The organism is Thermostichus sp. MS-CIW-37, assembly GCF_054060065.1.
This window is the reverse complement of sequence record NZ_JBSSCV010000056.1, coordinates 1-4,925: the sequence shown is the minus strand read 5'-3', so window position 1 is coordinate 4,925 and position 4,925 is coordinate 1. Positions and strand designations below refer to the sequence as shown.

The following is a 4,925-nucleotide window of genomic DNA, read 5'->3' as shown; positions in this document are numbered from 1 at the left end:
TCAGGACTTGGGTCATGGTTCTATCATAACTTCCGCATTCCTCCCGACACTGACCCTACGGGTACAGTGCGGGGCTCCTGCGATTTCTAGCTGACTGTTGCCCCATGGTTTCTGATCGCGTTAGCGGGACGGAGTCCTTACTGCTGACCAGCCCGAAAAACCCCTGGATCCGAAAGTTGCGGCAGTTGCACCGCAGCCAAGGTCGGCGAGAACAGGGCGCCTTTTTGGTAGAGGGATCCCACCTCATCGAAGAAGCCCTGCGAGTTGGCTGGCCCCTGCAGGCTCTCTGCTACACGCTTGAGTGGGCTGAGCGTTACCCACAATTGCTGGCCAATCTGCCCAAGAGTCTACGGCGGCAGGCCGTCAGCTCAGAAGTCATGGCAGCGCTCTGTACCACCGAGTCTCCCGAAGGAGCTGTGGCCGTGGCCGTCAGTCGGCAGATTCCCTCTCCCCCCTTGTCCGGGGTACGTTTGGGCCTCGTGGTGGAAACGCTGCAAGATCCGGGCAATTTGGGATCCCTCATCCGAGTCGTGGCTGCCGCAGGAGCCGATGGCCTTTGGCTCAGCGCAGACAGCGTCGATCCCGAAAACCCCAAAGTCTTGCGGGCCTCTGCCGGCCAGTGGTTTCGCCGTCCGCCCCAAGTCGTGCCCGACCTAGCCGCCTGGATCCAGAGCTGCCGTTGCCACGGGATCCAAGTCTTGGCTGCTACCCTCTCCCCCACAGCAAACTGCTACTGGGATCAAGATCTCACCCGCCCTACCCTTTTTCTCCTGGGCAACGAAGGGGCTGGCCTGAGGGAAGCGACTATCCAACAGGCTGATGCACAGGTGCGGATCCCTATGGCCGAGGGTGTCGAATCTCTGAACGTCGCTATGACGGGGGGGTTGTTGCTCTACGAGGCCCTGCGCCAGCGGCGATCTCGCTCAGGAAGCGCTCCCTGAACAGCTAGCTGCTCCCTCAGAACTCTTCCTCTACAAAGACCGCATCCTCATTCTCTTCCTGCTCTCCCTCCTCCATCGCTGCCAGCCGGCTGGCGGAAACCGTCACCCCCGCAGAAAGTTTCTCCCGCACAGCCGCTTCCACCTCCGCTAGGAGCTCTGGGTTTTCCTTCAAGTAGACAACCAGATTGTCCCTTCCTTGGGCAACATTTTCCTCCTTGTAGCTGTACCAAGAGCCGCGGCGCTTGAGAATGCCCATCTCCTCGGCCAGATCGATAATGCAGCCGATGTTGGAGATCCCTTGGCCGAAAATGATGTCAAATTCTGCCCGCCGGAAAGGGGGGGCAACTTTGTTTTTCACCACCTTGACCCGCGCTCGGATCCCGTATTCTTCGGCACCTTTTTTCAGGGTTTGAACGCGGCGAATATCTAGCCGCACCGACGCATAAAACTTAAGGGCATTGCCGCCGGTGGTGGTCTCCTGGGGGCCATAGCCTATGCCGCCAATTTTGGAGCGCAATTGGTTTAAGAAAAGAACGATGGATCCGGTTTTGCTGACATTTCCGGCAATCTTGCGCAGCGCTTGGCTCATCAGGCGCGCCTGCAATCCCACATGGGCATCTCCCATATCCCCTTCGATCTCAGCCCGGGGCACCAACGCTGCTACCGAGTCCACCACCACGATATCCACAGCTGCCGAGCGCACCAACTGATCGACAATCTCCAGGGCGGCCTCCCCCGTGTCCGGCTGGGAGATCAACAGGTTTTGAATATCAACCCCCAAAGCTGCTGCGTAAGTGGGATCCAGCGCATGTTCCGCATCCACAAAAGCTGCCGTTCCCCCTTGTTTTTGCACTTCGGCGATGGCATGTAGGGCAATTGAAGTTTTCCCAGAAGATTCCGGCCCAAAGACTTCGATAATCCGCCCTTTTGGGTAACCTCCGCCCAAGGCCAAGTCGAGGGTGATGGCCCCACTGGGTATGGTCTCCACCCGCATCTGGGTGGCATCTCCCAGGCGCATGATTGCCCCTTTGCCGAAATTCCGCTCGATCTGGCTTAACACCTGCTCCAGGGCTTTGCGTTTTTCTGAATTCAATTTGTCCGAGTCATCAGCAGTGTTCACAGCAGCGGCTTTCCGGGCCATAACCCGCATCCCCCCCAGGAGTCGTGGTGGAAAATCGAGCCTGCATTCTAACATTGTCGCCTTGCTCTGAGCGGATCCCTCTCCCTCCAACTGCAGTCAGCTCGTACCTTGCCTCGGTTCCTAACTCCCCTCTCCCTCTGGGAGAGGGGCTGGGGGTGAGGGCAGGTCTTCTGCACAGCCTTGCAGAGCGGGTAGAGTGGGCTAAAGGGATCTGCTCAGGAATGTCCCCACGGTCATGACTTTGGTCTTACAATCCCCCGGCCCGGTTGTGTTTAGTTGGGGGCCGCTCAGCCTGCGCTGGTATGGCTTATTGATCGGCCTGGCAATGGTGTTGGGCTTGCTCCTGGCTCGCCATCTGGCAGCTCGGCGTGGCCTTCCCCCCAGTTCCATGCCTGATCTGCTGGTGTGGTTGGTGGTTGGATCCCTGCCCCTTGCTCGCCTGTACTATGTGGCCTTTGAGTGGGAACGCTATCGAGATGGCCCTTGGTGGCAGGTCTTGGCCCTCTGGCAGGGGGGCATTGCCATTCACGGTGCCTTGATCGGCGGCAGTGCGGCGCTTTACCTGTTCGCCCGGCGGCACCGGCTGAGTTTTTGGTTGCTAGCCGATTGCCTTGTTCCCTCCCTCAGCCTTGGTCAGGGGATCGGACGTTGGGGCAACTTCTTCAACAACGAAGCCTACGGAAAGGTGTTGCCTCCGGATAGCCCTCTGTGGGTACAACTGCAGCTGCCTGATGGATCGCGCGTCCATCCCACTTTTTTGTACGAATCCCTCTGGAACTTTGGTCTCTTCGGGCTCCTGCTCTTTTTAAGCTACCGGCGCCAGCTTCCCCCCGGCACCCTCTTGGGCCTCTACCTGGTGGGGTACAGCCTGGGGCGCTTCTGGATCGAAGGCCTGCGCACCGATAGCCTCATGCTGGGATCCCTGCGGGTGGCGCAGGGGGTGAGCCTGTTGCTCATTGGAGCAGGCCTGGCCGCAATCTTGACAGCTCCCAAACGCGTTTCTGTTCACCCAAACGAGGCAACTTCCTCGCCTGGGATCCCCGCCCCAAAGGAGTTGTAAGCCATGGCCAGCGAACAGAATGAAGAGCCCTGGCAGCAAGCCTCCCCTCTGCTGCTACCATCCGCCGCTGCTACCCAATCACTAGGGGCCCTCGTAGCTCAAGCCGCCCTTGGCTTCCTCGCCCCTTTAGGTCAACAAAAATCTCCCCCTCCCAGCCGCAGCCTCGGCTCCACTTCCGGCTTGGTCATTCTTCTCGAAGGTAATCTGGGCAGCGGCAAAACCACCTTTGTGCAGGGGCTGGGGCAGGGCTTAGGGATCCCTGAACCCATCGACAGCCCCACCTTCGTGCTGGTGCAGGAATACCACACCGGACGGATCCCTCTTTTCCATTGCGATCTCTACCGTCTGGAGCCCTCTTCTGCCGCTCGCGCCGGTGGGAGAGAGTCCACACTCCTGGAAGACCTAGGGCTAGAAGAACTTTGGAGCCAAGGTGGGATCACCGCCATTGAGTGGCCCCAGTACCTCCGCCATCTGCCTGCGACCTACCTCTGGCTGTGCCTACAGCCCCATCCCCAACAGGAAGGAGCCCGCCTCCTGTACGCCAAAGGAAAGGGATCCCAGACTGCTCAACTTTGGCAGCAAGTTCTTTCTCAGTTCACTCAGCAAGACCCTGAAGAAAAAAGGATCCACTTCTCCCCCTGAAAGGACTTGAAAGCAGCAGAAAAAGTTGGGATCCCAAAAGACCTATGGCCACCTCGATTCGAACTAAGACACTGCGCCCACACCCGAAGCGTCGGTCGCGCCTTCGCGTTAGCGTTGCGGAGCAATAATGCACAGGTCAGAAGGCTTCTCTCAGTAGCCCGGACGTCTCACCCCAGCCTGAAACGACTATGAACTTGAGGCAAACGGCCAGAACTTAGCCAAAAGTCATCCTCAGGCCAAATCAAACAGCAGCACCTCAGCACCTTTCTCACTGAAAAGGTTGAGCTCGCTTTCCCTAGCAATAGCCACGCCATCTCCTTCTCGCAAAAACAAGCCATTTAGGGTCACATTGCCGCGAGCCACCTGCAGCCATCCGTAGCGCTTCTCATCCAAATATTGGCAGATGGTGTGTCCCGGCTCAATCAACCCCGCGTAGAGATTCACATCCTGATGCACAATCACGGATCCCTGGCGTCCATCCCGAGAGGCAATTAAACAAAACTCATTGGGATGCTCTGCTAAACCCGTCGCTTTTTGTTCATAACTGGGATCTAGGTTTTCCTGCTCCGGCAAAATCCAAATTTGCAGCAGATGAACCTCCTCATCCGCCGAGTGATTGTACTCGCTGTGCTGGATCCCTGTGCCCGCTGTCATCCGTTGAATTTCGCCAGGACGAATCACAGATCCCGTGCCCAAGCTGTCTTTGTGCTCAAGGATCCCTTCCAAAACATAAGTAACGATCTCCATATCCCGGTGCCCATGGGTCGGAAAGCCAGCACTCGGGCGGATTCGGTCATCGTTAATCACCCGCAAAGCCCGGAAGCCCATGTAGCGAGGGTCGTAGTACTCCCCGAAAGAAAATGAGTGGTAAGTATCAAGCCAACTGAGCTTGACATGACCCCTCTCTTCCCGCTTACGCAAAGTCAGCATCGCAGTTTCTCCAAAACCTGACCCTCGCAACCATCTTATTAACTCTGCAGTCAGAATGTCAATATTCAAACAGTTTTATTTCTTCTTTTCCCTGCTATTCTCGCCAAAAACTTGCCAAAAATTTTGGGTTGGATATCTTGACGGGGTGGTGGTGGTGGGGATAGGGTAGTAAAGCGCTGATGAGGCCACCAGCCCCGGCGTCCCAGAACCT

At 57.4% G+C, this 4,925-nt stretch carries 5 protein-coding genes; 3 read left to right on the top strand and 2 right to left on the bottom strand.

Annotated features, from left to right (window positions below):
- Positions 1–104 precede the first annotated feature (104 nt).
- The gene (locus tag ACVWYZ_RS14170; RefSeq protein WP_457467413.1) at positions 105–941 is read left to right on the top strand and encodes a TrmH family RNA methyltransferase; all 837 of its coding nucleotides are present in this window, start codon (positions 105–107) and stop codon (positions 939–941) included.
- 16 nt (positions 942–957) lie between these two features.
- Here the strand turns inward: ACVWYZ_RS14170 and recA are convergent, their stop codons facing one another.
- Positions 958–2,082 carry a recombinase RecA gene (recA, locus tag ACVWYZ_RS14165; protein ID WP_457467412.1) on the bottom strand — a complete coding sequence of 375 codons (1,125 nt, stop codon included), beginning with the start codon at positions 2,080–2,082 and terminating at the stop codon, positions 958–960.
- A 235-nt stretch (positions 2,083–2,317) separates the two neighbouring features.
- On the opposite strand from recA, the gene lgt reads away from it, so the two are divergent.
- Both lgt and tsaE read left to right on the top strand, forming a co-directional pair.
- Complete coding sequence (gene lgt, locus ACVWYZ_RS14160) at positions 2,318–3,142, top strand: prolipoprotein diacylglyceryl transferase (RefSeq protein ID WP_011433548.1); 825 nt, start codon at positions 2,318–2,320, stop codon at positions 3,140–3,142.
- Between the two features lie 3 nt (positions 3,143–3,145).
- The gene (gene tsaE / locus ACVWYZ_RS14155; protein WP_457467411.1) at positions 3,146–3,784 is read left to right on the top strand and encodes a tRNA (adenosine(37)-N6)-threonylcarbamoyltransferase complex ATPase subunit type 1 TsaE; all 639 of its coding nucleotides are present in this window, start codon (positions 3,146–3,148) and stop codon (positions 3,782–3,784) included.
- 231 nt (positions 3,785–4,015) lie between these two features.
- On the opposite strand, the gene ACVWYZ_RS14150 is transcribed toward tsaE, so the two are convergent.
- Positions 4,016–4,714: a pirin family protein gene (locus ACVWYZ_RS14150; protein WP_457467410.1), complete on the bottom strand. Its 699-nt coding sequence runs from the start codon at positions 4,712–4,714 to the stop codon at positions 4,016–4,018.
- Positions 4,715–4,925 lie beyond the last annotated feature (211 nt).